The following is a 25591-nucleotide window of genomic DNA, read 5'->3' as shown; positions in this document are numbered from 1 at the left end:
AATATCAATGCTTTCTTCATGATTTCTTTGTTTTGCTGCAAAATTAGGATGAAAGAGGGAGTTATTTCATTGACCTATGTTAAGAGATTTAAGCCTACTCAAAGATTCTGGTTTAATGCCAAGATAAGATGCAATATGATATTGTGATACATGCTGTTCAATATGTGGAAATGTTTGTAGAAGTAATTTATATCTATCCAATGCACTATCCATTAGTAGTGATGACTCTTTACGACACTTTCTAATAAAGAGTGTATCTACAATATATTTTCCTAACTTATACCATTCATTAGATTCTTGTAATAAAAGTTCATAATTAGATTTGGATAAGTTTAGTATGAGAGAATCTTCTAATGCTTGTATGCTTCCTACACTTGGATCTTTTGTCAAAAAACTCCTGTAAGATGTTATAAAAGAACCATCTGTGTAAAAATCACTCGTATATTCTTCACCATCTTTTTCGATATAAGAGCGAAGTGTTCCCTTTTCAACGAAGCCAATAAAAGTGCACACTTTACCCTGCTGCAAAAGAAAATCTCTCTTTTTTAACGATAATCTTTCTGTTATTTCTATCAATCTCTCATAAGAGCTATTTGATAACCCAATTTCTTCTATTATCAATTTCTTTATGTCCATGATGTTTCTTATTAGTGATACAAAAGTAGACATAATATTGTATTGGAAAAATGTGAAGCTATAATTAAATCATATTCAAGATGTTTTAGAGCATATGATGTGCCTAATCATGCCTTTACCAGACACTTTCAGACAGTTTTTAAAACGGCTCTTGATTCTTCTTTCATTTGCTGGTGAAATAGAATCAATACGTTTTATAAACTATTAAAAATTAAGTGTATGGAAGTAGTAACTATTGAAAAGAGAACCTTTTCGTATATCTGCGAACGGTTCACGGAGTTTGCCAAACGGATAGAAAGTTTGTGCAGCACTCATACCCAAAAAGTAGAAAACTGGCTGGATAGTCAGGAAGTGTGCCTGTTGTTAGGCTTTAGCAAACGAACGTTGCAATATTATCGGAGTAGCGGAAGATTGGCTTATTCTCAAATAGGCAGTAAGATTTATTATAAATCTGCTGATATTGAAAGTATTATTACAGATAGTGAAACACAGAATCAATCATCCAAAGATATCACGCCTTATGAAAAGAACTAAAGAAGATTATCCGTCCTTCAACCTGTTTTCCATTGTCGGCACATGGGAAAGCGTTAATTTGAATCCTACGGTTATCATCTACCGGAATCACAAAGACTATCTTCTTTCTATTATACATGTATCGGAAACTACCAAACAGGCTTCTCCTGCTACGTATGAGATACAAAAAGATGGTAGCCAGTATTTTATTGCCACTGCATCCAAACGGCTCTATATAGATTATGATCCGGCAAAAGATGTACTTAGCATTTCATTGCTAGGTGACTATCTGCGTAACTAACCAGCCATCTAGCAATCTTGAAATCAATATTTCAATAAAACTATCTTTTAATCATGGAACTAATAAATAAAGATACACCGCAAGTCAAAGAATTTATTTCTTCGCTTGATTCAATGCTGAATGGTATTGAAACTATCGTAAAGCACTACAAGCCCCACCTGAACGGGGAACGCTTTTTTTCTAACCATGAAGTTTCTAAGAAACTGAATGTCAGTTTGCGAACCCTGCAAGAATGGCGAGATACAGGATTAATCCCCTTTATCCAGATAAAAGGCAAAATCATCTACCGCCAAAGTGATATTGACAAACTGCTCCAAAAACACTACTTTGAAAGTTGGAAAGAATAACCTGCTACCCTTGAAAACATTGTTTTTCGGAATTTAATTTGAATCATTGACTTTTCCAGTGAAGTATTTAGTCTGTGCAAGTCTTTAGATGAAAATACGCTCGAAATGAAATGAGAGGAAGATTTCCATCTAAACCGAAGGCTTGGACTTGAACAGGCTAAATACGGAACTTACCTTTGTCAATGCTTCAGATTGAGTTCTGGAAAACTTACAATAAAAGAAAAGGATTGAGAAAATGAAATTCATTCTTCCCAATCCTTTTTCTATATTGGCTACTACCTTTATTATATAGCCAATTCTGACAGACAGCTATTTACTTTTTGCATATCCTTTAGAATATTCTGGTCCAGTACCCGTGCATAGTGTTTTGTTACGCTGGTATCAGCATGACCTAGCATCTTGGCAACATTCTCCATACTCACACCATTTGCTAGGCATATAGAGGTGGCATAGCTGTGTCTTGCTGAATGCGTGCACAGATTTTTCTGCAACCCGCATACATCTGCAATCTCTTTCAAATAACTGTTCATGCGTTGATTGCTCAATACTGGCAAAAGTTTTCCGGTACATTCTGCCACATTTTTATACTTTTCAATAATAGAAGCTGCCACAGGCAATACAGGAATATTACACATGATTTTTGTCTTTTGGCGGTTCTTCCTTATCCAAAGTTCCCCTTTATTATCTTTTACCAAGTGTTCAGGTGCTAATTCTTTCACATCGCTGAACGCCAAACCTGTAAAAATGCAAAATACAAAAACATCCCGTACCTGTTCTACTCGTTTAATTGTGAACTCTTTAGCGAGAATGATTTTAATCTCGTCCATCGTCAGAAATTCGGGATCAGTTTCTTCCAGTTTGAAACGATAGTAGGCAAACGGATCTTTCTTAATCCAATCGTTTTCCAAAGCAATACGGATAATCTTCTTTAGGTTCTTCAACCGGGTGATAGCGGAGTTTTGCGCACAACCTTTCTCTATTTTCAGGAAAGCATCAAACTTAGAAATGAAGTTGGCTTCCAAGTTATTCAAAGGAATATCCGCTAACTGATATTCTTTCTTGATGAATTCCTCCAAATATCGGGTGGTTGTTTCATATCGCTGTACAGTCTTACTTACAAAGTCTTTGCCTATCAACTTACGGCTTTGTTCGTTATGCTCCCTGAATACCTGCAATAGCGTTTTGCTATCCTCGTCCACACCATAAAACAACTTTCTCACAAGATCGACAGTAATAACCTTGTCGGAAGATTCCAGTTCCCTATAAATTTGGTGTACGTGCGAGCGTGTGATTTCTAAGTAGTGGTTCAGTTCCACCGACATACGGTCTTTGCCTTTTGAATTCTCTTTTGCCTGATTCCACAGGTTTACAGGACAGCTTCTTTTGATAGAAATATCTACCATACAGCCGTTTACAGTGATTCTCATGCACACGGGTGCTTCACCGTTCTTTAATAATTTGCCTTTCTTGATGAAGAACAAAACAGAAAATGATTTACGAGCCATTTTTACATCGTTTTTAGAGTTACAAAACTATGTATTCTCTTCCAAAGTGTGACCATGCAAAAAGCTATGAATCAGTGAGAAAGATGCAAATTCGTGGGACTTTTTTGAATTAAATTTTAGTCCCACGATTTATCCACCGATAATATGCTTGAAACGGCTATTTTCTGCTACCTGCCAGAAAAAAGAAATCCCTGATAATGTCTGATTATCAGGGATTTGCTTGGTTTTTCTTTTGTTTTTAGTGATCCGCCTGGGGTTCGAACCCAGGACCCCATCCTTAAAAGGGATGTGCTCTACCTGCTGAGCTAGCGAATCATCCGGTGCGTTACTTCTGTAATGCGGGTGCAAAGGTAGGCGTTTTTTTTATATACGCAATACTTTATGCTATTTTTTTACTTCCTCTATGTGTTTTTTATCGATATCAGAAAGCATTTCTCCTGAATTCTCCATTGAAGGCTCATCTTCCATCAGAATAAAACGTTTATAATAAGAAAGGCACAAAGTGGTTAACGGCAACGCTATAATTAAACCGATAAAGCCTAACAATGTCCCCCAAATAGATAGAGACAGAAGAATGATAGCAGGATTCAATCCCATTGCTTTCCCCATAATGCGGGGAGTCAGATATAAATCTTGAATACATTGTACTATGCCTAAAACTAATATTCCCAATCCGAATATCATCCAAAAGTTTTCACCGGTTTCTGCAGCTTTTATCAGACTTAAAAGTATCATAGGTATTATGCCTATTGTCTGCATATAGGGAATCAAATTCAAAACACCGATAAAAAGCCCTAAGGCTACAGCTAGGGGAAAACCTATTATCTTAAAACCAATTGCCAATAAAATACCGACACTTAGAGCTATCAGGGATTGCCCGCGGAAATAACGGTTCATGCTAAACTCTACATCATCGGCTAATCCTTTGACAAAAGGACGATAACGCGAAGGAATTAATTTTATCCATCCATTGGCAATCCGCTCGTAATCTAAAAGAATAAAGACAAAATATAGGAAAATAACGAAAATTATAGTAATACTAAAAAGTATGGAGAATGTGTTTGTCAACAACAACCACATCTTGGGCGCTATCTGCTTGATTGCATTTTCTATGTTTTCCTTACTTAATAATTGGGCTAGCTGGTCAGGATCAATATTTTTCTCGATAAAATCTGTCCAAGCACGGGGAATCATCGGAATATGACCATACTCATTATGTATGCGCATCAGTTCGAGTGTCCGGTTTGCTTCCTGAGTAACGGAAGGTACGACTAATGCAAAAGCAAGTGAGAGAAGTAACAATGTGGATATTAATACCGCCACAATAGATAAAATACGACTTTTTATCCCGACTTTGTACTGGAAAAAGCGAACAAACGGTTGCATCATGTAAGCTAATAACCAGGCTATCAAGAACGGCAACAGGGCATTGCGCAGCAAGGCTATTAAATAGATAATGCCTCCCAGCACCAATACACCGAACACAATACGCACTACTCTGTCAAATGTAAACGGTTTATCGAACAATGGGTTCATATTTAATTTTTATCTTTGTCAGCAAAGATAGAATAAAGTAGTATAAAATGTTATGATACAAAACAAAATATTAACACTCTGCCTCTCAATTTGTCTCTTTTTACCAGTAACGGCCCAAGTTCCTCAACCGGTAAAGCGGCTCACACAGTTGCCTTATATGAAAGGTGCCTCTTTTTCCTTGATTGTAAAAGACATACAAGAAGGCAAAACAGTATATGCTTATAATCCTGATTTACAAGTATCACCAGCCTCTGTGATGAAAACCGTTACAACGGCTACGGCCCTTGAAATATTAGGAGGAGACTATCGTTTTCCTACCTCTTTGGAATATGAAGGGACGATAGAAAATGGGATATTAAAAGGAAATCTGTACATCAAAGGTAGTGGTGACCCGTCTTTAGGCTCTTCCTATCTCACCCAGGGAAGCAACTCTTTCATGGACAAATGGATAGTAGCCATACAAAAAGCCGGCATACAGAAAATAGAGGGAGCCATCATTTCGGACGAAAGTATTTTCGATACCGAAGGTTCTTCCATCAAATGGTTGCGTGAGGATATGGGAAATTACTATGCACCCGGAAGTTATGGCATTTCGGTTTTCGATAATATGTACAAATTAATTCTTAAAACAGGAACCGGTGGTACTCGCCCCGTAATACAAGGATGCGAACCGGAAATATCCATACATTTCCATAATTATTTGAAAACCGCAGTAATACCATCCGACAGCGCATACATTATCGGCACTCCATTAGCAAACGAACGTTATTTACATGGCGTTGTTCCGGCAAATCGGGAACGTTATTCTTTAAAAGGCGATATTCCCGACCCGGCTCTTTTCTTAGCCCATTATCTGGAAAAGAAGTTAAAACAGAAAGGTGTAGAGATAGAATCTTCTTCTTCCTGCTACCGAATAGAGGCAGAAGCCGGAAGGTGGAAAGAGGGTAATAGAACAACCATCATCACGACCTATTCCCCGACGCTACGCGAATTAGCGTCCATAACAAATCATGTCAGCCATAATCTATTTGCTGATGCTCTGATAAAAACAATTGGCCTGCAATATAAACCTGGCAAAAATGAAGTTATTTCTTCCTTCGAACGGGGTATCCGGATAACTAAAGCACATTGGAAGAAAAAAGGAATTGATACCTTTCCACTTTGGATGTATGACGGAAGCGGTCTGGCACCGGCCGACAAAGTTTCCGCCCGGTTTATTGGTGATTTACTCGTTTATATGGCAACAAAATCACTTGAAGCAGACGCCTTCATTACCTCTCTTCCACAGCCCGGCTTGGAAGGCTCTGTCCGCAATTTCCTGAAAGGAACAAAGCTGCAAGGTAAATCCCGTCTGAAAAGTGGTGGTATCACACGGGTAAGAAGCTATGCCGGTTATGTTACGATAGAGGGTAGAAAATATGCGATAGCCGTTTTCTCCAACAATTACTCATGTTCCATGGGCCGAATGACCGGAGATTTAGAGAAATTACTGCTCGAACTGTTCTGATGTCGGTTATTAAGGCAACAAAGAACGTTGGGACAAGAATTCCATAAATTTCTGTTTATAATTGTCTGAAATCGGAATATATTCCTTGCCATACACAATACGGTTACGTTCTATCACCTTAATCTTTTCAGGCTGGACAATGAAAGAACGATGCACACGGATGAAGCGGTCGGGAGGCAGCATTTCTTCCATCACTTTCATGCTCATTAAGGAAAGGACAGGACGTGGTTCATCTTCTACAAATATCTTTACATAGTCTTTAAGTCCTTCGATATAAAGGATTTTACGAAGTTCTATCTGTACCAGTTTATACTCGGTTTTTATAAAAATAGATTCCACTGAAGAATGAGAAGCCAGGTGGCTATGTACACCATTGTCTATCTGGAAATTATCTGCGGTTTCAACCGTGTCACCACGCAATAACTCGTACCATTGCAACGCTTTATTCGCTGATTTCAAAAAATCAGGATAACTGATAGGCTTTAACAAATAGTCCAAGGCATTTACTTTATAACTATCTAATGCGTACTGGCCAAAGGCTGTTGTAAAAATGATACGAGTATCTGTTCCTAACATACGCGAAAATTCCATGCCACTCAGTTCCGGCATCTGAATATCCAAAAAAAGCAAATCGACTGGTTGGCTTGTCAGTTCTCCAAGGGCAGTGACTGCACTATTGTAAGCTCCTTTCAACTCCAAAAACGGAGTTTTGTCCACATAGCTTCCCAGCAAACCTGTTGCCAACGGTTCATCGTCGATAATTGCGCATGTTAGTTTCATAAACGTTTCTATTATAAGGTAGAACAATACAAAGTTAACACAAAAAACTACGATTGCAATTCCAGAATACAGTTATACACATCACCTTGCTGGCCATAGGTGAAAATATGCCGTGAAGGATAAAGCAATTCAAGCCGCCGGCACAAATTCTGGAGGCCGATACCGGAACCACTTTTGTCTTGTTCCGTATTCTTGGGAAAATAGCTATTGCGAATACTGCAAATAATGCGTCCCCCTTCTTGGCGGACACTGATATGAATAAAAGAGGGTTTACTGTTGCTCACCCCATGTTTAAACGCATTTTCTATTAAAGAAATAAACAAAAGGGGCGCAACATAAATATCAGATGACGATAGAACTACATCAGTCTGTAACTCCACATGTTGAGGCAGGCGGATACGCATCAACTCCACATAATTACGGATAAAGTCCATTTCCTTTTCCAACGGAACAAAATCCTGACTGCTCTCATAAAGGACATAACGTAGCAAGCGGCTTAAATCGTGGACTGCTTCCTGAGCTTTTTCCGGACTAAAAGCAATCAGGCTGTAAATATTGTTCAACGTATTAAAAAGGAAATGCGGGTTCAACTGGCTTTTCAAATTTTGTAATTCAGCTTCCGCCCGGCTTTTTTCCTGTTCACGACGAGCCGATTCTGTCGCATACCAGCTATTTGTCATTTTAATAGCGACACTTAACCCTGCTACCAACAGATAAAGCATCGAGTTAATAATGAAGAAACCGACAATATCCTGCCATTCTCTCTCCGGATGAGGATGTCTCCCCTCTATTTTTGGGAAAAGTTCCATAAAAGCATGGACAAACAACATAGCCGCTGCTATCAATAGCACATTACTTAGGAAAAACTTCCAACCATGTTTTGAAAACAGAAAACGATCTATCAGCACAAAATAGTTCACATAAAAAACTATCATGAACGAAAAGGGAACAATGACGGAACGCAAATAACTTCCAACCGTAACAGTTTGAGATTCGCCTCCCGTAAAAAAGAAAGGCAATCCCAGTAATATTCCCCAAGCCACAACATGAATAAAACTACCTGTCCCCTTATAAGGAGGAGTAACTGACGAGCGTATATGTTTTTCTGTTTTCATCGTTTACAAATATAAAAATAATATCTGGAAAAGAGTTTACAGATTCCACCTATTCATATCGGATAGCTTCTATCGGGTCGAGTTGTGCAGCTTTCTTAGCCGGATACCAACCGAAGAACACACCGGTAACGGTACATACTGCAAACGACAGCAGAACACTCCAAGGCTGAATATATATCGGAAAGTGAGCCACCACATTTACTATAAGCGCCGAACCGACTCCCAAAATGACCCCTATCAGACCGCCTGTAACGCTTATCAAAATAGACTCAATCAGAAATTGTGCCAAAATATCAATTCCTTTAGCACCGATACTCATACGAAGACCAATTTCACGCGTTCGTTCCGTCACGCTGACATACATAATGTTCATAATACCAATACCTCCCACAAGTAACGAAATACCCGCCACAGCCGCCAACAACACGGTCATCATATCCGTAGTACTTGTCAACATCGTGCTCAACTCCTGCTGGCTACGGATTGTAAAATCATCATCATCTTCATTCTTCAACTTATGGTTGCGGCGGAGTATTTCAGTTATCTCATCGATAGCCTGCTCGGTATACTTCTCTTCAAGAGCCGAACAGGTAATGCCTTGCAAATGGGTAATGGCCAGAACTTTTTTCTGAATAGTTGTGTATGGAGCTAAGATTAGGTCGTCCTGGTCCATCCCCATGCTGTTGTATCCTTTGCTTTCCAGTACTCCTACAATACGGAAAGGTAGTTTTTGAAAACGTATAACTTTACCGAGGGGGTTGCCTCCATCCGGAAAGAGATTATCGACAACAGTTTTCCCGACTACGCAAACTTTCGCAGCCGTTTGAATATCCTGTTCGGTAAACATATCGCCGTCTTCTACTTTATAACGACGTATTTCCAAATAATCAGGACTGATACCATATACAGTACTAGGGGCATTATTGGCTCCATAAATAACTTGTCCGCTACTATTCACCGAAGGAGAAACAGCCGATACATAGCGAGTCTCATCGACAATATTCTGATAATCTTCCAGTTTCAGGGTTTCCATGGCAGATGCATCCTGACGGACACCTCCACGAACATCGGCTCCCGGCTGTATCATAATCATATTGGAACCCATTTCGCTGATTTGTGCCTGTATGCTTCGCTTGGAGCCTTGTCCGATAGCAAGCATCGTAATCACGGATGCAACACCGATAATAATACCCAGCATGGTCAGGAAACCACGTAGCTTATTATTAGCGAGTGCCCGGAGGGCTATTTTTATTAAGTTTGTTCCGTTCATATTCTGTGTTGATTCTATAAAATTGATATTAAATCATCAATCGTCATTTTTAGGTAATCGTGCCAAAGCTTCCGTTGCATCCAGAATATTCGTATTTACCATATCGGACGTTACATGTCCGTCACGCAAAGTAATGTTACGGCTACTGTACTGAGCAATTTCCGGATTATGAGTAACGAATATGATAGTACGCCCTTCTGCATGTAATTTCTGGAAAAGAACTAATATTTCAAACGAAGTACGCGTATCCAGATTACCCGTAGCCTCATCAGCCAGGATAACAGCCGGGTCATTTACCAAAGCACGGGCAATCGCAACACGCTGCATCTGCCCTCCGGACATTTGGTTGCTCTTATGCATCAAACGATCTCCCAATCCGACAGCAATAAGAGCATTAACCGCCTTTTCATGACGAGCCGAAGTACTATATGAAGGATTGTACATTAAGGGCAGCTCAACATTCTCTACAGCTGTTGTTTTCGCCAGCAGATTATAGCTTTGGAATACGAATCCAATTTTGCGGTTACGCAAAGTGGCACGGGAATTTTTCCCCATTGTACGAACAGAGACACCATCAAGATAGTATTCTCCGCCGGTAGGTGTATCCAGACAACCCAGCGTGTTCAGCAAAGTACTCTTTCCGGAGCCGGATGTTCCCATGATGGTGACAAACTCACCTTCGTAGATAGTGAAGGAAACACCACGCAAAGCATGGACGATTTCATCCCCGACCTTGAAGTCTCGCTTGATGTTTTCTAATTTAATTATCTCTTTCATTTTGATTCAGATTAAGATGACACATTCCCCGTCCTCTTTTGAGGGAGAACAGGAAGTGTGTGAATTCACCATCATTTCGCTTTATTATTCTTCTTATTGCTTCCCGGAGGGCCTGGCATGAAAGGGCTTCTTTCTGTTTCAGCCTCTGCTGTCGAAATAGCAGTTGCCGCTTCCAAATCGACAGCCAATTCTTCACCTTCATTCAAACCTTCTGTTATTTCAATCATATTCCCACTGGTGGAGCCTACTGTAACAAATTTCGGCTTCAATTCCTGACCGTTCTTCGTCCATACTTGACGTTTACCGGCTTGTACCTCTGTATTTGGATTGGAAACAGTATAGCCTAATTGAGTCAGTATCTCCGCCTCCGGAACAAAACGAAGTGCTTTGGTCGGAATCGTCAGTACATTCTCACGCTCCAATGTAAAAATCGTCACATTTGCAGTTAAACGTGGTTTCAACTTCAAGTCGGGATTATCGGCGGAAATAACAACCTCATATGTAACAACCGTCGAAGAAGATGATGTAGAGCTACTGCTGCTACTTCCGCTGTCACCTAAGCGAATCTGCATCACTTTTCCTTCAAATACATCGTTAGGATAAGCATCGACAGTAAAGGTTACACGTTGTCCTTCTTCCACATTACCTATGTCAGCTTCATCCACATCTGCAATCACCTGCATTTTGGTCAAGTCGGCGGCAATCGTGAACAAGGTCGGGGTTTCGAAACCGGCGGCAACAGTTTGTCCTTCTTCAACAGCACGGTTAATCACGACACCGTTAATCGGGCTGGTGATAGTCGCATACTCCAAATTACGCTTTACTTTAACCATTGCCGCTTTGTTCTGGTCGTATGCGGCCTTTGCTTTTTCGTAATTGTAAGTAGCTGTTTCATAGTCGGAGTCGCTTATCAATTTCTTTTCATACAGGACTTTGCTACGTGCATAATTCTTTTGCTGATATTCATACTCCGTTTTACTACTTGCCAATTGTGCTTCCGAGGATGCAAGTTCAGCTTTCAGGTTAACCTTGTCCATTTCTGCAATCAACTGTCCGGCTTTTACCACATCATTGTAGTCTGCATACAGCTTATCAATAATACCGGAAACCTGTGTACCGACTTCAACTTCAGTTACCGGTTCTACTGTTCCGGTTGCCGTCACCGTATTCGAAATGGAACTCCGGCCCACTTTTGTGATTTCAAGCCTGATACCGCTTTTCGACGATTTGCCGGTGAAAAGCCAAAAGCCTCCTACAACAACCAGCACGACTACTATACCGATGATTAGTTTCTTCTTATTCATATCTATCTATGTTTTTATTTTTTCAATCTTGCTCCTTTTGGAGGTCCCTGCCGGAATAATCCGAAACAGGGACCCAAACAAAAAGAGAGTGAATATATCATTAGCGGTTCACTCCAATGATTCTTTATTAATTTAAAACAGATTTATTTCTTCTCCTTGATAGAAACGCAATAAGCCTGCATTCAATATTGCCGTGTATTTGGCCTGAAGCGTTTCCTGTTGTGCACTCAACAAATTATTTTTCTCCGTAAGCAGTTCGACTGTATTCTTCATGCCCAAGCTAAATTGTTCGCTGACAAGGTCGTAACTAGTCTGAGTACTTTTCAATTTTTGATTGGCTGCAACATATTGTTGTTGGGCGCTATTAGCATTTAGCCAAAGGCTTTCAATAGTCTTATAAAGGGTCTTCTGCTCGTCCAATAAGTCCAATTCGCTGGTTTGTCTTTGTAACTTTGCTTTATTGATAGAACTTTTTGTTTGTCGTTTGTCAAAAAGCGGAATACTAAGAGTCAGCCCCAATGAATTATTCCAGTTCTGTTTGACCTGTTCACTGAAACTGTAATCATTTCCATTGGCATTTGTCGTTCCGACACCGGCACTCAAGCTCAAGGTAGGAATATAGCCGGCACGTGCCATTTTGATACTCAGTTCGGAAGCATTCACATTCAACTTCCCGGATTCTATTTCCGGACGTAAAACCAGAGCCGTATGATAAACATCATCTTTCGCAGGGAGCGGAGTCAGTACGCTACTATCATCCAATTTCGGCAGAAAAAGAGCCATTTCAAAATCACCATCCAATTCGAGAAGTTGCTTCAATTGTAACTTATAGTCTTGTAATGTGGCTTGTGAAGTCACCAATTGATAGTTATCGCTGCTTACCTGCGCTTCCAATTGGGCTAAGTCACTTGATGCAATACTTCCGGCATCAAACAATTCTTGTCCCCGTTCAAATTCTTTTTTGCTTACTTCCAGGGTTGATTCGTTCACTTTTACAGCTTCGGCAGAATAAAGTATCTGCACATACAGTTGAGTAATGTTTTCCTCAATGGAATTTTCACTTTCGGAAATGTTCAGTTCGGCAATGCGATTATTCAGCTGCTGTTGCTTGATGGTATTCAGCCGTTTGCCGCCATTGTACACGGTCCAGTTAGCATCAATGCCGTAACTTCCGTTGTAAGAAGTTTTGCTTTCGCTAGTCGTAATGTTATCACCACTAATAATCGTTCCGTTCACACTATTCGGACGGTTTACTACGCGCTGGCTGATACTTCCGTTCAGGGAAGGCAAGAGGTCAGCTTTAGCTGATTTCACGTCTTCTTGTGCGCTTTCGGCATTAATGCGATTACGACGAATGGTGATATTGTGCTCCAATGCATAATCAATGCAATCGCTGAGCGTCCATTGCGCCGGCATCTCATCCTGAGCCTTCATCCCGGCAGACAGGAGAAGCAGGCAAGAGAGAAATATGTAAGAAATTCGTTTCATAATGCTTTCGTTTTGCAACCTAACAATCTTTTTACCTTTTTACGAAAGCAAAACTACTGCACACACGAAACGTATACAATTATATTAGAAAGAGAGGGTAGTTTTATAGACGAAACCCCGATTCACATCGACGGGACATCCGGCGGGGTCACCAATAAAGTAATATACCGGCAATACCGGCAAGGAATATCATCAGGATAGGATGTACTTTAAATTTCCAGGTCAGGAAAAAAGCAGCACCAAATATCAGAAAACTTTTATAATCAATAAAATTCTCGCTGTTCATCAAAAGCAGAGCCGCAGCTGCAATCAAACCGACTGTAGCCGGACGAAGCCCGAAAAAAGCTGCCGCCACATATTTATTATTCCTGAACTTGGCAAAAGCAACCGAAATAGCCAATACCAATAGAAAGGATGGGAGACAAACGGCAAACGTGGTCAGACACGACCCCAGAATACTCATGGCAGGGGAATAGCCCGCATTGTGGATAGCCGTATAACCAATATAGGTCGCACTATTAATTCCGATAGGCCCCGGAGTCATTTGGGAAACAGCTACAATATCGGTAAATTCCTGCAGGGAAATCCAATGATAGCGGTCCACCACATCTGCCTGTATTAACGAAAGCATGGCATAGCCGCCACCAAAACCAAAAATCCCGATTTTCAGATACACATATAATAATTGCAACCAAATCATATCAGTTCTTCTTTACCTTTAAACCATAATACAATCCGCCTATAATTGCAGCCAAAATAATCCAAACGGGAGAAACATTTCCCAACCAAATCAGTAAGGCGGCAGCAATCGGAATAATCAATTCTTTATAGCTCATTTTAATGGAACGCGCCGTTGTCAGACAAGGGACAGCAATCAAAGCGACTACAGCCGGACGAAGTCCCTTAAAAGCTTTCTCCACCCAAACATTATCCTGTACATGAGTGAAAAAGAGAGCGATTGCAAGCATAATCAGAAAAGAAGGAAGAATACTCCCCAATGCACAAGCAATTCCTCCCGGAACTTTTTTCAGCTTATATCCTACAAAAATAGAAATGTTCACCGCAAATATACCCGGAAGCGACTGAGCCACTGAAAATAAATCGATAAAATCTTCTTTCGACAACCAACCGCGGTCCACAACCTCCCGCTGTATCAGCGGGAGCATTGCATATCCGCCTCCGATAGTGAAAGTCCCTATCTTAACAAAGGTAAGAAAAAGCGTCCAATACATATTTACAATTAAATTTTAGTCTTTCAAAGGTAATCATTCTACGCTTGGAAAGCAAGCTTTTTCTATGTAAAGGCTTATTTCCCTCTTCCTAACTCTTTCTCATATCGTTTCCCGTCATTGATGATGCGGAGGGCTTCCTGATAGCTGGCATTATCATCATTGATTATCTGGAAATATTCGGCCATATCATACAAATCACGGGCAATAAGCGCTTTAATCTGAAGCATAATCAGTGGTTTCGAACGATTATATTGCTCTTCGTCAAACTTGATTTTATCATTATCTGCCAATGACAGCAATTCCTGCATAATCTCCTCCGTTACATTGAAGTTCTGTTTGTATTGGGAAAACTTCGGATATTTTTTATTCATCTCGGCACGATTACGGTCCAGATAATTCATTGCGACGCGGTTCACCAAACCGGCAGCCACTACATTCCGATGATAATCCGTGTAACGGGAAGTATCAACCGGAATAAACACATCCGGCATAATACCGCCACCGCCATACACCGTACGTTTCGTAACAAGTGTATTATATTTCATCGAATCCGGGAAATGAATACTGTCGGCACTCATCAATTCACCCCGGTTGTAACGGTCTATCAAATCATGATTATATTGTTCCTGGTTACCATTCACATACGGCTTCTGGATGGAACGGCCGGTAGGCGTATAATAACGGGAAACAGTCAAACGTATCATCGAACCGTCAGGCATTGGAATCGGTTTCTGCACCAGTCCTTTACCAAACGTGCGGCGTCCCACAATAACACCACGGTCCCAATCTTGCACAGCACCGGAAAGAATCTCACTTGCCGACGCAGAAGTTTCGTCAACCAGAACCACCAAGCGTCCTTCTTCAAAATCCCCCCGGTTGGACGATTTGGCTTCTTCACGAGGTTGCTTGCTGCCTTCCGTATAAACAATCAGTTTGTCTTTATCCAAAAACTCATCTGCTATATCGATAGCGACATTCAGGTAACCACCTCCGTTACCCTGCAAGTCGAAGATAAGATTTTTCATTCCTTCCTTTTTCAGCTTTTCAAGCGCTTCACGGAATTCATTGGCAGAAGAAGCGGCAAAACGATTCAATTTGATATATCCGGTATTCTTATCAGCCATATAAGCGGCATCCAAGCTATATACAGGTATTTTCCCGCGAATAATCTTAAAATCTATCAGGTCAGGAGCGTTATTCCGCAATACCTTGACGCGAACTTCAGTCCCTTTCGGGCCACGCAGACGTTTCATTATATCGGTATTTTTCATTTTAACACCGGCAATCAGGGTATCGTCCACCTGGATAATACGGTCGCCGGCCATCAAACCGACTTTTTCGGCCGGTCCGCCGGGAATTACCTGAATGACATATAATGTATCCGTCAACATATTAAACTGAATGCCAATACCATCAAAATTCCCCTGCAACGGTTCTGTCATTTCCTTCGTTTCTTCCGGATCAGTATAGGTAGAATGCGGGTCCAATTTTTCCAACATGCCGACTATCGCATCTTCCACCAATTTCTTTTCATCTGTGGAATCGACGTATAAATTAGATATGGCATATAAAGCCAACTGGAGCTTGCGGGCATCCATATCGCCACCGCGCTGGGCAAATACCGAGACGGTAAATACACTCACTAAAAGGAGTGATAAAAGGATTCGTTTCATTGTTTTCTTCTTTATAAATGGGACAGAGAATTCTCCTCCCTCATTAATACAGATTCGTCCCTTTCGGAACAAACTGGGATATATCTTTTCCGTAACGCAACAGTTCGCGTACAATGCTGGAACTGATATGCGTATGTTCGGGTTCCGTAAACAGGATAAAAGTTTCTATACCGCTTAACTTACGGTTTACATCGGCAATACTTTTCTCATATTCAAAATCGTTGACGGTACGAATACCGCGCAAGATAAATTCCGCCCCCATTTGATTGGCAAAATCGACGGTAAGCGAATCGTACGACATGACTGTCACGCGCGGTTCGTCTTTATAAAGTTGCCGGATAGCCTCCAAACGTTTATCCAATGAAAAATAGGTCTGTTTCTTATCGTTGATACCGATAGAAATGATTATTTCATCCACCAAAGCCAATCCGCGACTTACCAGTGACTCATGACCAATGGTAAAAGGATCGAAAGTCCCGGGAAAAAGTGCAATCCGCTTACCGGACGAATTATTCATTAACGACATCTTCTTCTACAACTAAGTTATCTATAATAAAGTTCTGTCGTTCCATGGTATTCTTACCCATATAGAACTCCAGCATATCTTTTACCAAGTCTTCTTTCTTCATCGTCACCTGGTCCAAACGCATGTCTTTACCGATAAAATGTTTGAATTCATCCGGAGAGATTTCACCCAAACCTTTAAACCGGGTGATTTCTACGTTTTTCCCGGCAGCTGCAATAGCATTCACACGCTCTTCTTCGCTATAACAATACCATGTTTTCTGTTTATTCCGCACACGGAAAAGCGGGGTTTGCAAAATATAAACATGATTCCGTTTTATCAAATCAGGGAAAAATTGCAGGAAGAATGTAATCAGCAGCAAACGGATATGCATCCCGTCCACATCGGCATCGGTCGCAATAATGACTTTATTATAGCGTAATCCTTCCAGCCCGTCTTCTATGTTGAGAGCTGCTTGCAGCAGATTAAACTCTTCGTTTTCATACACAATCTTCTTGGTCAAGCCATAGCTGTTGAGCGGTTTACCACGCAAACTGAATACCGCCTGCAAATTCGGATCACGGCTTTTCGTGATAGAACCACTGGCCGAATCACCCTCCGTAATAAAAATACAACTATCTTCCAGATTATCACCTTTCGCATCATTCAGATGAATCCGGCAATCACGTAATTTTTTGTTATGGAGATTCGCCTTCTTTGCACGTTCACGAGCCAGTTTGGTAACACCGGCAATTGCTTTACGCTCCTTCTCGGACTCCTGTATCTTATGCAATAAAGCATCCGATGTATCCGGGTTTTTATGCAGATAATTATCCAGCTCCTTTTTTATAAAGTCACCGATAAACTTACCGACAGAAGGTCCTTCCGGCCCCATATCTTTCGAACCTAGTTTTGTCTTTGTCTGACTCTCAAACACCGGCTCTTCCACTTTGATACTGATAGCCGCCACAACGCCGGCACGGATATCCGAATATTCGAAGTTTTTATTATAATACTCTTTAATCACGCGTCCCAACGCCTCACGGAAAGCAGAAAGGTGCGTACCTCCCTGTGTCGTATGTTGTCCGTTCACAAACGAATAATATTCTTCGCCATACTGATTGCTATGTGTGATAACAACCTCGATGTCTTCACCTTCGATATGAATAATCGGATACAAGGGCTCCGTCGTCATATTCTCGTTCAACAAATCGACCAATCCGTTACGGGAATGGAATTTCTTACCGTTGAAAAGAATGGTCAGGCCGGAGTTCAGGAATACATAATTTTTCAGGAGAGCTTCAATAAACTCGTCCTTATATTGATAGTCCTTAAAAATCTCCTTGTCCGGAATAAAATAGATAAGTGTACCGTTTGGCTCGTCTGTCGGCAAGATACCCGATTCATCGGTTATGATAGCTTTACTGTATTCCGCCCGTTTACATTCGCCGTCACGGTGGCTGGCTATCAGGAAATAGCTACTGAGCGCGTTTACGGCCTTAATGCCGACCCCGTTCAGTCCGACCGATTTCTTGAATGCCTTACTGTCATACTTGGCACCCGTGTTCATCTTGCTGGATACGTCGACCACTTTGCCGAGGGGAACGCCGCGGCCATAGTCGCGAACAGAAACAGTGCCTTCTTCCACGGTGACTTCTATGGTTTTACCATACCCCATCATATACTCGTCGATGGAATTGTCCAGCACCTCTTTCAGCAATACATAAATACCATCATCGGCAAACGTCCCGTCTCCTAATTTCCCGATATACATCCCGGGACGACGGCGGATATGTTCCATCCAATCCAGCGTTTTGATGTCATCATCATTATACGCAGTCGGCTGTTGCATTGTTGAATTCAGTTCATCCATAGTTTATAATTTTTTTATATATGCTCTTCTCGATTTATGATGTTCGCGCTTGAAATAATCCCACTGCGCCTGCACGGCACTGTTCGTTTCCAATTCGGGGTTACTTTCCGCATATACGGCACCGACACTCTTATATACAGGTATCAGGTCGTTAAATAAAAGGGCATTCACTCCCTTGTTCTGATATTCCGGTAATATGCCTGTCAGATACAGGTCAATCACCTTAGGTTTACTTTTCAACGCTTTCAGCAGATAAATCCAGCCGAAAGGGAAAAGATGTCCTTTTGCTTTCTGCATGGCCCTGGATAAATTCGGCAAAGATATACCGAATCCGACAACCTTCTCGTCTTCCTCTCGGACAATCAACGTCACCAAGTCAAAACGGAGCATCGGAATATACTGTTTCAGATAATAATCAATCTGTTTCTGTGTCAAACGGGCAAAACCGTAAAGAGGGGCATACGCTTCATTCAGTGTTTCAAACACTTTCTGAGCGTACGGCATAATAGACTTTGCATCCTTAAATTTCATAACCTTCAGCCCGTACTTTTTCTTTACGATTTCACCGATACGCAGATGTTTTTCCGGAATGCCTTCCGGAATATAAATCTTAAACTCGTGCCAATCCTGATCTTTTTCATATCCAATCCGTTCCAATTGTTTCGGATAATAAGGATAATTATAGATAGTAGCCATCGTTCCAAGCTGGTCGAAACCTTCTATCAGCATACCTTCATGGTCCATATCGGTAAAACCCATCGGCCCGTGTATCTCATCCATATTTTGCTGCTTCGCCCAATTTTCAACTGCACCGAACAGAGCATCGACAACTTCCGCATCGTCGATAAAATCGACAAATCCGAAGCGTGCCCGTTTCTGATTCCAAGTTTCATTACTCCGGCGATTAATCATTCCGGCAATACGTCCGACAACTTTCCCATCACGATAAGCCAGAAAATAGATTGCGTCGCATATTTCAAAAGCCGGATTTTTCTTTTTATCCAGCGTGACCATCTCCTCTTCTATCAAACCCGGCACATGATACGGATTACCTTTATATAAATCGATATTAAACTTTACAAATTTCTTAAGTTCCTTCTTACCGATAACTTCTCTTATCTCTACACTCATTGGTTGTTTTGTTTGAACGGCAAATTTACATAATTAATTCATTCCAACCTTCCCTTTCCCACCAAGATTCATATTTTTAGCTGAAAAACATTTTCTCTCCGGGATTAATCCGAAGAGTCGGCAGCATATTCATCCATCATGCTTTATTCCGGAAAAACAGGAGACAAACAGCCGGAGTTTGCTTCCGTTCCGAAAAAGGGAAATGAGCAGCCTTGCGTTCAACGTTCATGAAACGCAAAATCATCGAACGTACTTTTTGCGTTTCACGAACGTATTTTTTGCGTTTCACGTTCATTGAACGAAAGAAAGCAATTGATGAAAAACGGATAAGGCCAGGAGAAAATATCAAAATAAAAACAAGCTTTTCAGGCAAAAGATGCTATATTTGCACATTAACGAATCTCTTATACCAAATATGTCTTTTATATCATGAAAAATCTATTCACACTAGTATCTGTATTATTTATGGCAGCATCTTGTTCACCAAAAGCCCAGGTAATTTCATCAGAGCTTGAATTACAGGCGGAAGCAACTACCGGAGAAGGCTCTATCTGGGATACGAAAAGACAAACGTTGTTTTGGGTGGATATAGAAGGGAAAACTCTTTACGAATATAATCCCAAAACAAAAGAGAACAACTCGTGGAAATTCGACCGCATGGTTTCGACTGTTGTACCCGAAAGCGATACTACCGTAGTCGTTTCGCTTCAAGACGAAATCGTACGTGTAAACCTGAACAACGGCCAGACCACCTCTATCGCGCCAATCCCCGACAATGACGGCAAAGTGCGTTGTAATGACGGCAAATGCGACCCGAAAGGACGCTTATGGATTGGGACAATGGGATTCGGGGGACAAAAAGGCGCAGGCACGCTCTATTGCGTGACACCGGACGGAACCGTCACGACCCAAATAAAGGATGTCACAATCTCGAACGGGATTGTCTGGTCGAAGAACAAAAAATTCATGTATTACAACGACACCCCGACAGGGAAAATAGCCCGCTATCGTTATGATGCCGACAAGGGTGACATCCTGTTCGACGGGATTGCCGTCGAAATACCGCAAGGAACCGGAGCACCCGACGGGATGACTATCGACGAAAATGACAATCTCTGGGTGGCCCAATGGGGAGGAGCGGGTGTTTATTGTTACAATCCTTACACCGGCGAATTGTTGACAAAGATTGATGTCCCTGCTCCAAATGTGGCTTCATGCGCATTCGGCGGCAAAAAGCATGATATTCTTTACATCACGACAGCCCGCGCCGGCCTATCTGCCGAACAACTTGAGAAATACCCGCTCAGCGGAAGTGTATTCAGTTGTAAGCCCGGAGCCAAGGGGGTTAAAGCTTTCCATTTCGGGAATTGAAAAAAGCTTCTTGCCCTATTTATTTAGCACAAATGTAAACAGCTTTTCAATTATTATTGTTTACTTTGTAAAAGAGATACAAATATGCAGACAAACAACTGTGTCTCTGGGAATTTAATTAAAAGAATATATGACGAAAAACAAAACTGGAAAGAAAAACAATAAAGAAGAGAAAAAGCGCAAAGGCTCCCCTGACAAAGGGACGGGGAAACGTCTGAAAAAAGAGTTTATGATAAACTCCATCATAGCTGCTTTTCGTTCTTCTCCAAGGGAACTTTTCAACTATAAACAAATAAGCAACTTTATCGGTGCGGAGAATAAGGTTCAACGGAATCAGGTTGCCGAAATTTTGCATAACCTTGCCGCCGACAACTTCATTTCCGAAATAGACCGCGGACGATACCGCTATAATGACTTAGGAGTAATCGCCATCGGTACTTTCAGCCGTCGGAGCAACGGTAAGAACTCATTCCTGCCGGAAGACGGGGGTGCCCCTATTTTTGTAGCCGAACGCAATTCCGGCCATGCCATGGACGGCGATAAGGTAAAAGTACAGCTTTTGGCCAAACGTAAACATGCCGAGCCGGAAGCAGAGGTAATTGAAGTACTTGATAGTCAGGCGCGTCTGATTGTCGGAAAACTACAAATAACCAAAGGTTTCGCATTTCTGATTACCGAAAGCAAGACACTTGCCAATGACGTTTTCATTCCTAAAGACAAACTGAAGGGCGGCAAACACGGTGACAAAGTAGTAGTCCGCATCATAGAATGGCCGGACGAAGCTAAAAACCCACTGGGAGAAGTAGTCGATATACTCGGAGTAGCCGGTGATAACAATGCAGAAATGCATGCTATTCTCGCCGAATTCGATTTGCCTTACAAATACCCCGTGACCGTAGAAAAGGCCGCGGATAAAATACCCGATACCATCCCCGCCGAAGAGCTTGCAAACCGGGAGGATTTCCGGAATGTCACGACTTTCACCATCGACCCGAAAGATGCCAAAGATTTCGATGATGCTCTTTCCGCCCGTTCCCTGGAAAACGGAAACTGGGAAGTTGGTGTCCACATCGCCGACGTAACATACTATGTCAAGCCGGAAAGCCTGATAGACCGGGAAGCTTTCAAACGGGCAACTTCCGTTTACTTGGTAGACCGTACAATCCCGATGTTGCCCGAACGGTTATGCAACCAGATATGTTCGCTCCGTCCGGATGAAGAGAAATTGTGCTTTGCCGTTATATTCGAATTGAACAATAATGCAGACATCGTAAAATCGCACATCACCCGTACGATAATCAAAAGTAACCGTCGTTTTACTTACGAAGAAGCGCAACAAGTAATAGAGACGGGCGAAGGCGACTACAAGGATGAAATACTCTCGCTGAATGAGTTGGCGAAGAAACTTCGTGACAAACGTTTTAAGAACGGGGCCATCAGTTTCGAGCGTACTGAAGTCCGGTTCGATATCGACGAAAACGGCAAACCGCTGGGGACTTATATCAAAGAGTCGAAAGAGGCCAACAAGCTGATTGAAGAGTTCATGTTGCTGGCTAATCGTACAGTTGCCGAATTTGCAGGGAAAGTACCTAAAGGGAAAAGCAAAAAAACATTTGTTTATCGTATCCACGAGCAACCGGATCCTGAAAAGCTGGAAAACTTTTCCGCTTTTGTCAGCCGTTTAGGTCACAAGCTGAAAACAACCGGGACGAAAACAGAAATGTCCAAAGGCATCAACAAACTGCTTGACTCAGTACAAGGCCTGCCGGAGGAAAACCTAATTGAAACACTTGCTATCCGCTCCATGCAGAAAGCACGTTATACCACGGAGAATGTAGGCCACTACGGTTTGGCAATGGACTACTATACCCATTTCACATCCCCCATCCGCCGTTATCCGGATATGATGGTACACCGTTTGCTGGAGCGCTACCTGGGAGGAGGAAGAAGTGTTGTCAAGACAAAATATGAAGAATATTGCGACCATTGTTCCGCGATGGAATTGGTTGCCGCCTCGGCCGAACGCGCCTCTATCAAATACAAGCAGGTAGAATTCATGAGCGACAAAATCGGCAAAGTGTTCGACGGTGTTATTACCGGTGTTACGGAATGGGGACTTTATGTGGAACTAATAGCCAATAAATGCGAAGGGCTTGTTCCCATCCGCGACCTTTCTTCCGAATACTTCGATTATGATGATAAGAATTATTGTTTGGTCGGCCGCCAGACCAGACGTGTTTATCGCTTAGGAGATAAAATGGCCGTCAAAGTAGCGCAAGCCAATCTGGAAAGAAAACAGTTGGACTTTACACCGGCCGAATAAAAACACGAGTGATTCAACAATGTGCCGGTATGCTAAGCAAGGCTTTTCTCCTCCTTAGCATATCGGCACTTTATTTTATATATTCCCTTCTATTACCAGTAGAGCAATCCCAGCACACCGCAAGCAATCAATCCACATCCCAAAAGGGCATAGAAAATACGTGCGCCCGGCCGCCCCAACCATTTGACAAAAGTCATGGCTCCGCTGGTCTGGAAGTACCAATCGAAGTTAAAAACAGCTGCGACTATGGAGAAAAGTCCCAAACCTACAAAAAGAGCAAGAATAAAATATTCCGAAGGTTCCATACGCTTATTCCACTACTACAGAACGACTTCCGTCCGGTTCTTCCGAGATTGTCACGTTTACTACATCTCCCGGAAGCAACTCTTCTATCTTTTCCGGCCATTCGATAAAACAAAGTGCTCCGCTATAGAAATAATCTTCCGTTCCAATATCTTCGGCCTCACTCAGTTTATTGATGCGATAGAAATCGAAATGATAAATCAACTCACCAGTCTCATCACTCCGGTATTCGTTGATGATTGCGAACGTCGGGCTGTTGATGACATCCTCCACGCCCAATTCCTCGCAAATAGCTTTGATAAACGTCGTCTTCCCGGCTCCCATATGACCGTGAAAAGCAAAAACGGTACGGTCGTCCATCCCGGAAATAAATTCATGGGCTGCCTGACGAATCGTATCTAAACTGTCAATCTTGATTGTTCTCATTCTATAATATAGATTATTGCATTCAATACGTCCGCAAAATTAATTAAATTGTCAATTAAGACTTACCAAATTCCAATTATTTCGGCGCCATGGTTATAAATGGTATCAACATCTCCTCCATGGAGATACCGCCATGCTGGAACGTATTCCGGTAATAAGAGACATAATAATTGTAATTGTTCGGATAAGCAAAGAAATCATTATTCATCGCAAAGATGTATTTGCTGCTCAGGTTGGGCGAAGGCAGACCGGCCTTTTCCGGATTGCGTATCTCCAAGACCTCCTTTGCGTTATAATTGAGGTTCTTACCTACCTTGTAACGCAGATTGGTATTTGTATTTTTATCGCCAATCACTTTTTGCGGGTTATCGACGCGGATAGTCCCGTGGTCGGTCGTCACAATCACTTTGTAGCCTTTGCCGGCAATCCTTTTGAAAAGCTCCAGTGTACCGGAATGCTGGAACCAGGAACGGGTCAGACTGCGATAAGCCGCTTCGCTCTGCGCCAGTTCGCGAATCATCTTGTTTTCCGTACGGGCATGCGAAAGCATATCCACAAAATTCAGGACAATCACATTCAACTGGTTCTGAGTCAGGGAAGAGATGGTATTCAGCACTTTCTCACCATATTGCGAGTCGTGTACCTTATTGTAGGAGAAGGTATATTTCTTACGGAAACGTTCCAATAGAGTCTGGATTAACGGGGCCTCGTTCAGGTTCTTGCCTTCTTCGCTGTCCTCATCGACCCAGAGTTCGGGGAACATCTTTTCTATCTGTAAAGGCATCAAGCCGGAAAAAATAGAATTGCGGGCATATTGAGTGGCCGTTGGAAGGATACTGTAATACAGACTTTCGTCGAAAGTAAAATACTCGGTCAGGAGGTCTTTTACTTCACGCCACTGGTCCAGCCGGAAATTATCGATGAGGACAAAAAAGACCTTTTCACCGTTGTCCAGCATTGGAAATACTTTCTTTTTAAACAAATCAGGACTCATCAGCGGACGGTTCTCGGGGTTCTGTATCCAGTCCATGTAGTTCTTTCTCACAAACTTTCCGAAAGCGTTGTTGGCTTCATGTTTTTGCATACGCAACATATCCGTCATCGGAACCTGGCTGCTTTCCAACTCCAGCTCCCAATAAACCAGTTTCTTGTAGACCTCCATCCAATCGTCGGTCGTCAACGAGTCGTTTATCTGCATGCCGATACGGCCGAATTCCTGCTGGTAACCGACCGTTGTCGTTTCGGTTATGATGACGTTCTTATGTACATTTTTCTTAATGGAAAGCAGAAGTTGGTTCGGATTGACCGGCTTAATCAGATAATCGGCTATCTTATTCCCGATAGCCTGGTTCATAATACTTTCCTCTTCGCTCTTGGTAACCATGACAACCGGCACGTTCGGATTTATCTCTTTTATCTGGGCCAACGTTTCAAGACCGGTCAACCCCGGCATGTTCTCATCCAGGAAAATAATATCGAACGTCTCTTCCTTGCAGCAATCAATCGCGTCTTGCCCACTGATTACCGGAATTACTTCGTATCCTTTATCCTGAAGAAACAGGATATGAGGTTTTAACAAATCAATCTCATCATCTGCCCAAAGCACTCTGTCTCTTTTTACTGCCATATTGTTACCTTGTTTGTACTCAACAAATTTAATCGGAATCGTTTACAT

At 41.9% G+C, this 25591-nt stretch carries 24 protein-coding genes and 1 tRNA gene; 6 read left to right on the top strand and 19 right to left on the bottom strand.

All coding sequences use genetic code 11. From position 1 onward, the window contains the following. Nucleotides 1-66: 66 nt before the first annotated feature. Nucleotides 67-636: a Crp/Fnr family transcriptional regulator gene (locus DW103_RS13720; RefSeq protein WP_122277091.1), complete on the bottom strand. Its 570-nt coding sequence runs from the start codon at nt 634-636 to the stop codon at nt 67-69. A 219-nt stretch (nt 637-855) separates the two neighbouring features. Between DW103_RS13720 and DW103_RS13715 the strand changes: the two genes are divergently transcribed. The 3 genes from DW103_RS13715 to DW103_RS13705 are packed head-to-tail and all read left to right on the top strand — an operon-like array spanning nt 856 to nt 1797. Further along, a complete protein-coding gene (locus DW103_RS13715; RefSeq protein WP_122277089.1) occupies nt 856-1170 on the top strand; it encodes a helix-turn-helix domain-containing protein in 315 nt (104 codons plus the stop codon). Continuing rightward, complete coding sequence (locus DW103_RS13710; RefSeq protein WP_122277087.1) at nt 1157-1450, top strand: DUF3876 domain-containing protein; 294 nt, start codon at nt 1157-1159, stop codon at nt 1448-1450. Before DW103_RS13715 ends, DW103_RS13710 begins: the two co-directional genes overlap by 14 nt. A 53-nt stretch (nt 1451-1503) precedes the next feature. Continuing rightward, the gene (locus DW103_RS13705; protein ID WP_122277085.1) at nt 1504-1797 is read left to right on the top strand and encodes a helix-turn-helix domain-containing protein; all 294 of its coding nucleotides are present in this window, start codon (nt 1504-1506) and stop codon (nt 1795-1797) included. Between the two features lie 284 nt (nt 1798-2081). Here the strand turns inward: DW103_RS13705 and DW103_RS13700 are convergent, their stop codons facing one another. The 3 genes from DW103_RS13700 to DW103_RS13690 form a co-directional block, all read right to left on the bottom strand. After that, nucleotides 2082-3302, bottom strand: coding sequence for a site-specific integrase (locus DW103_RS13700; protein ID WP_122277083.1), 1221 nt, complete (start codon nt 3300-3302; stop codon nt 2082-2084). Nucleotides 3303-3544: 242 nt separating this feature from the next. Continuing rightward, nucleotides 3545-3617 (bottom strand) — tRNA-Lys (locus tag DW103_RS13695). 69 nt (nt 3618-3686) lie between these two features. Beyond that, nucleotides 3687-4838, bottom strand: a complete 1152-nt coding sequence (locus DW103_RS13690; RefSeq protein ID WP_122277081.1) for an AI-2E family transporter — start codon at nt 4836-4838, stop codon at nt 3687-3689. 52 nt (nt 4839-4890) lie between these two features. On the opposite strand from DW103_RS13690, the gene dacB reads away from it, so the two are divergent. Then, on the top strand, nt 4891-6345 hold the full coding sequence (dacB, locus tag DW103_RS13685) for a D-alanyl-D-alanine carboxypeptidase/D-alanyl-D-alanine-endopeptidase (RefSeq protein ID WP_122277079.1): 1455 nt from the start codon (nt 4891-4893) through the stop codon (nt 6343-6345). 9 nt (nt 6346-6354) lie between these two features. Here dacB and DW103_RS13680 read toward each other — a convergent pair whose 3' ends face one another. From DW103_RS13680 to DW103_RS13625, 12 genes are all read right to left on the bottom strand, one after another. Continuing rightward, entirely contained in the window at nt 6355-7125 is a 771-nt protein-coding gene (locus DW103_RS13680; RefSeq protein WP_122277077.1) for a LytTR family DNA-binding domain-containing protein, read from the bottom strand. A gap of 47 nt (nt 7126-7172) precedes the next feature. Next, entirely contained in the window at nt 7173-8240 is a 1068-nt protein-coding gene (locus tag DW103_RS13675) for a sensor histidine kinase (RefSeq protein ID WP_122277075.1), read from the bottom strand. A 49-nt stretch (nt 8241-8289) separates the two neighbouring features. Beyond that, the gene (locus tag DW103_RS13670) at nt 8290-9510 is read right to left on the bottom strand and encodes an ABC transporter permease (protein ID WP_122277073.1); all 1221 of its coding nucleotides are present in this window, start codon (nt 9508-9510) and stop codon (nt 8290-8292) included. Between the two features lie 36 nt (nt 9511-9546). After that, nucleotides 9547-10287, bottom strand: coding sequence for an ABC transporter ATP-binding protein (locus DW103_RS13665; protein WP_122277071.1), 741 nt, complete (start codon nt 10285-10287; stop codon nt 9547-9549). 71 nt (nt 10288-10358) lie between these two features. After that, nucleotides 10359-11591 (bottom strand): efflux RND transporter periplasmic adaptor subunit, encoded by a 1233-nt coding sequence (locus DW103_RS13660; protein WP_122277069.1) that lies wholly within the window; start codon nt 11589-11591, stop codon nt 10359-10361. A gap of 132 nt (nt 11592-11723) precedes the next feature. After that, nucleotides 11724-13079 carry a TolC family protein gene (locus DW103_RS13655; protein WP_122277118.1) on the bottom strand — a complete coding sequence of 452 codons (1356 nt, stop codon included), beginning with the start codon at nt 13077-13079 and terminating at the stop codon, nt 11724-11726. 148 nt (nt 13080-13227) lie between these two features. After that, nucleotides 13228-13779: a chromate transporter gene (locus DW103_RS13650; protein WP_122277067.1), complete on the bottom strand. Its 552-nt coding sequence runs from the start codon at nt 13777-13779 to the stop codon at nt 13228-13230. A gap of 1 nt (nt 13780) precedes the next feature. Continuing rightward, complete coding sequence (locus tag DW103_RS13645) at nt 13781-14311, bottom strand: chromate transporter (RefSeq protein WP_122277065.1); 531 nt, start codon at nt 14309-14311, stop codon at nt 13781-13783. Between the two features lie 74 nt (nt 14312-14385). Further along, nucleotides 14386-15984, bottom strand: coding sequence for a S41 family peptidase (locus DW103_RS13640; RefSeq protein ID WP_122277063.1), 1599 nt, complete (start codon nt 15982-15984; stop codon nt 14386-14388). Nucleotides 15985-16027: 43 nt separating this feature from the next. After that, entirely contained in the window at nt 16028-16501 is a 474-nt protein-coding gene (gene coaD, locus DW103_RS13635) for a pantetheine-phosphate adenylyltransferase (protein WP_122277061.1), read from the bottom strand. Beyond that, nucleotides 16494-18362, bottom strand: coding sequence for a DNA topoisomerase IV subunit B (locus tag DW103_RS13630; RefSeq protein ID WP_122277059.1), 1869 nt, complete (start codon nt 18360-18362; stop codon nt 16494-16496). The genes coaD and DW103_RS13630 overlap by 8 nt, the downstream gene beginning before the upstream one ends. A gap of 3 nt (nt 18363-18365) precedes the next feature. Next, complete coding sequence (locus tag DW103_RS13625) at nt 18366-19493, bottom strand: hypothetical protein (RefSeq protein WP_122277057.1); 1128 nt, start codon at nt 19491-19493, stop codon at nt 18366-18368. 465 nt (nt 19494-19958) lie between these two features. Here DW103_RS13625 and DW103_RS13615 point away from each other — a divergent pair, with 465 nt between their 5' ends. Both DW103_RS13615 and rnr read left to right on the top strand, forming a co-directional pair. Further along, nucleotides 19959-20864 (top strand): SMP-30/gluconolactonase/LRE family protein, encoded by a 906-nt coding sequence (locus DW103_RS13615; RefSeq protein ID WP_122277116.1) that lies wholly within the window; start codon nt 19959-19961, stop codon nt 20862-20864. Nucleotides 20865-20994: 130 nt separating this feature from the next. Beyond that, nucleotides 20995-23187, top strand: a complete 2193-nt coding sequence (gene rnr, locus DW103_RS13610) for a ribonuclease R (RefSeq protein WP_122277053.1) — start codon at nt 20995-20997, stop codon at nt 23185-23187. 92 nt (nt 23188-23279) lie between these two features. Here rnr and DW103_RS13605 read toward each other — a convergent pair whose 3' ends face one another. The 3 genes from DW103_RS13605 to DW103_RS13595 all read right to left on the bottom strand — a co-directional run bounded on the left by DW103_RS13605 (nt 23280) and on the right by DW103_RS13595 (nt 25543). Beyond that, nucleotides 23280-23492 (bottom strand): immunity 17 family protein, encoded by a 213-nt coding sequence (locus DW103_RS13605; RefSeq protein WP_122277051.1) that lies wholly within the window; start codon nt 23490-23492, stop codon nt 23280-23282. A 4-nt stretch (nt 23493-23496) separates the two neighbouring features. Continuing rightward, entirely contained in the window at nt 23497-23916 is a 420-nt protein-coding gene (gene tsaE, locus DW103_RS13600; protein ID WP_122277049.1) for a tRNA (adenosine(37)-N6)-threonylcarbamoyltransferase complex ATPase subunit type 1 TsaE, read from the bottom strand. A gap of 76 nt (nt 23917-23992) precedes the next feature. Then, a complete protein-coding gene (locus DW103_RS13595; protein WP_122277047.1) occupies nt 23993-25543 on the bottom strand; it encodes a PglZ domain-containing protein in 1551 nt (516 codons plus the stop codon). Between the last annotated feature and the right edge of the window lie 48 nt (nt 25544-25591).

Origin of the sequence: Parabacteroides sp. AM08-6 (genome assembly GCF_003473295.1) — a bacterium.
In the GTDB taxonomy this organism is placed as follows: domain Bacteria; phylum Bacteroidota; class Bacteroidia; order Bacteroidales; family Tannerellaceae; genus Parabacteroides.
The sequence above is the reverse complement of the archived record's forward strand: the minus strand, read 5'-3'. Positions and strand labels throughout refer to the sequence as shown.

Bases quoted from the DNA above. Each gene is read 5' to 3' on its own strand.
- DW103_RS13660 (WP_122277069.1), bottom strand. From the start codon at position 11,591: ATGAATAAGAAGAAACTAATCATCGGTATAGTAGTCGTGCTGGTTGTT.
- DW103_RS13670 (WP_122277073.1), bottom strand. From the start codon at position 9,510: ATGAACGGAACAAACTTAATAAAAATAGCCCTCCGGGCACTCGCTAAT.
- tsaE (WP_122277049.1), bottom strand. From the start codon at position 23,916: ATGAGAACAATCAAGATTGACAGTTTAGATACGATTCGTCAGGCAGCC.
- DW103_RS13630 (WP_122277059.1), bottom strand. From the start codon at position 18,362: ATGGATGAACTGAATTCAACAATGCAACAGCCGACTGCGTATAATGAT.
- DW103_RS13595 (WP_122277047.1), bottom strand. From the start codon at position 25,543: ATGGCAGTAAAAAGAGACAGAGTGCTTTGGGCAGATGATGAGATTGAT.
- dacB (WP_122277079.1), top strand. From the start codon at position 4,891: ATGATACAAAACAAAATATTAACACTCTGCCTCTCAATTTGTCTCTTT.
- DW103_RS13615 (WP_122277116.1), top strand. From the start codon at position 19,959: ATGGCAGCATCTTGTTCACCAAAAGCCCAGGTAATTTCATCAGAGCTT.
- DW103_RS13675 (WP_122277075.1), bottom strand. From the start codon at position 8,240: ATGAAAACAGAAAAACATATACGCTCGTCAGTTACTCCTCCTTATAAG.
- DW103_RS13720 (WP_122277091.1), bottom strand. From the start codon at position 636: ATGGACATAAAGAAATTGATAATAGAAGAAATTGGGTTATCAAATAGC.
- DW103_RS13715 (WP_122277089.1), top strand. From the start codon at position 856: ATGGAAGTAGTAACTATTGAAAAGAGAACCTTTTCGTATATCTGCGAA.
- DW103_RS13665 (WP_122277071.1), bottom strand. From the start codon at position 10,287: ATGAAAGAGATAATTAAATTAGAAAACATCAAGCGAGACTTCAAGGTC.
- coaD (WP_122277061.1), bottom strand. From the start codon at position 16,501: ATGAATAATTCGTCCGGTAAGCGGATTGCACTTTTTCCCGGGACTTTC.
- DW103_RS13655 (WP_122277118.1), bottom strand. From the start codon at position 13,079: ATGAAACGAATTTCTTACATATTTCTCTCTTGCCTGCTTCTCCTGTCT.
- DW103_RS13705 (WP_122277085.1), top strand. From the start codon at position 1,504: ATGGAACTAATAAATAAAGATACACCGCAAGTCAAAGAATTTATTTCT.
- DW103_RS13710 (WP_122277087.1), top strand. From the start codon at position 1,157: ATGAAAAGAACTAAAGAAGATTATCCGTCCTTCAACCTGTTTTCCATT.
- DW103_RS13650 (WP_122277067.1), bottom strand. From the start codon at position 13,779: ATGATTTGGTTGCAATTATTATATGTGTATCTGAAAATCGGGATTTTT.
- DW103_RS13700 (WP_122277083.1), bottom strand. From the start codon at position 3,302: ATGGCTCGTAAATCATTTTCTGTTTTGTTCTTCATCAAGAAAGGCAAA.
- DW103_RS13690 (WP_122277081.1), bottom strand. From the start codon at position 4,838: ATGAACCCATTGTTCGATAAACCGTTTACATTTGACAGAGTAGTGCGT.
- DW103_RS13640 (WP_122277063.1), bottom strand. From the start codon at position 15,984: ATGAAACGAATCCTTTTATCACTCCTTTTAGTGAGTGTATTTACCGTC.
- DW103_RS13680 (WP_122277077.1), bottom strand. From the start codon at position 7,125: ATGAAACTAACATGCGCAATTATCGACGATGAACCGTTGGCAACAGGT.
- DW103_RS13645 (WP_122277065.1), bottom strand. From the start codon at position 14,311: ATGTATTGGACGCTTTTTCTTACCTTTGTTAAGATAGGGACTTTCACT.
- DW103_RS13625 (WP_122277057.1), bottom strand. From the start codon at position 19,493: ATGAGTGTAGAGATAAGAGAAGTTATCGGTAAGAAGGAACTTAAGAAA.
- DW103_RS13605 (WP_122277051.1), bottom strand. From the start codon at position 23,492: ATGGAACCTTCGGAATATTTTATTCTTGCTCTTTTTGTAGGTTTGGGA.
- rnr (WP_122277053.1), top strand. From the start codon at position 20,995: ATGACGAAAAACAAAACTGGAAAGAAAAACAATAAAGAAGAGAAAAAG.